Annotated in this window: 2 protein-coding genes; both read left to right on the top strand. The window is 45.9% G+C overall.

The genetic code is table 11. From position 1 onward, the window contains the following. On the top strand, positions 1-187 hold a 187-nt coding region (locus RF647_RS18965), incomplete at its 5' end, for a hypothetical protein (RefSeq protein WP_368813089.1). A gap of 132 nt (positions 188-319) precedes the next feature. Next, positions 320-1,423, top strand: coding sequence for a mobilization protein (locus RF647_RS18960; RefSeq protein WP_368813088.1), 1,104 nt, complete (start codon positions 320-322; stop codon positions 1,421-1,423). The last annotated feature ends 88 nt before the right edge of the window (positions 1,424-1,511 follow it).

Genomic DNA, 1,511 nt, shown 5'->3' with positions numbered 1-1,511 from the left:
GAATCAGATAGGCAAAAATAAAGCCGCTGGGGATGTCGGATGTCCGTCAATTACCTCCAGCGGCTTGTATTTTGGTAACTCTCCCGTATCGGTCAGCTACCGTTTGGTCAGCAACAAAGGTAGTACTTTATTGTCGCAAATCCAAATGTTTTCCCCTTTATTTGTGCATTTACAAAACATTCACTAACTTCGCACCTATGCAGTATGGTGATAGCACACTAGCACCCTAAAGGGTACGTGTGTAAGGGGACAAGCCCCCTTAACCCCCTGTCAGCCGGCTGTCACCGGCTGTTATCGATTGTCACAAAAATGTTAACTTATGGGAGCAACAAGTATTCATGTACAAGCAGTGAAGCCGGGGAGCGAGATTCACAACTTTAGGGAAAAAGAGTTGGACTATGTTCGTCCGGAACTTAGTCATTTGAATGAAAGCTGGGTTGGAGATAGCATCTCCCATCGGCTGGAGAGTGCGAAACAGAGATATTTCGATACGGTTGGGCAGAAGATGCAGACTAAAGCAGCACCCATACGGGAGGGGGTAATAGTAATCAAGCAAGAAACCACCATGCAGGAACTCCAGCAATTCGCTGCGGTCTGCAAGGAACGTTTCGGTATTGAAGCGTTTCAAATCCATATACACAAGGACGAAGGATACATGAACGCAAAGCAATGGACACCTAACCTTCACGCCCATGTAGTTTTCGATTGGACGCAGCCGAACGGGAAGAGTGTGCGTTTATCGCGTGATGACATGGCAGAACTCCAAACCATAGCATCTGAAGCACTGGGCATGGAACGTGGTGTTTCTTCTGATCGCAAACACTTATCGGCTATGCAGTACAAGACCGAATGTGCGAAAGAACAGCTTCAGGAACTATCCAACGATATATCCAGTGCGTTAGACAAGCACAAGGACGTGCAAAACCAGCTTCTTCAGCTTCAGAAAGAACTACGTTCCATTGAAACAAAGAAAAAGGTCCAAAAACTCATTTCTAAGGCTTCAGAGAAGTTTTACGGCTTGATAGGGAAAACGGTTAACGATAGGGAAAAAGATGCCTTAAAAGCCAAAATAAAGGCTTTAGAGGGGGAAAATGAACAGCTATCCGATAGACTGGGAAAGGCTATACTTGAAAAAGAGCGAAACGGCACAAAGGTATTCAAAGCCGAGAACGACAAGGAGTATTATAGACAGCAAATGGACAATGCAAGGACAACCAGTAACCGACTAAGAACGGAGAACCAAGAACTAAAGACCGAAACCAAGGAATTGAAAAAAGAACTTGGTAAGATGAAAGACTTGTTCAATTCCGAACAACTGGAGGCTTTAAGGCATCATTTCCCAAACATATCAAAAGCTATGGAAGAGGGGAAAGACCTCCTCAAGCAAATCACCAGAAGCAGAGGTTTCGGCATGGGTATGTAACCCCCCCCCCGCCCCCAAAGGGGGAGCGACCAAACGGCAGCTTCACTCAATGGAGGGTTACGCCGTTCGGGTTCGGAAGAAATTTTGC

Origin of the sequence: Kocuria sp. CPCC 205263, from assembly GCF_040981075.1 — a bacterium.
Lineage (GTDB): Bacteria > Actinomycetota > Actinomycetes > Actinomycetales > Micrococcaceae > Kocuria > Kocuria rosea.
The sequence above is the reverse complement of the archived record's forward strand: the minus strand, read 5'-3'. Positions and strand labels throughout refer to the sequence as shown.

Excerpts from the sequence above, each read along its gene's own strand:
- RF647_RS18960 (WP_368813088.1), top strand. The coding sequence starts at position 320 with ATGGGAGCAACAAGTATTCATGTACAAGCAGTGAAGCCGGGGAGCGAG.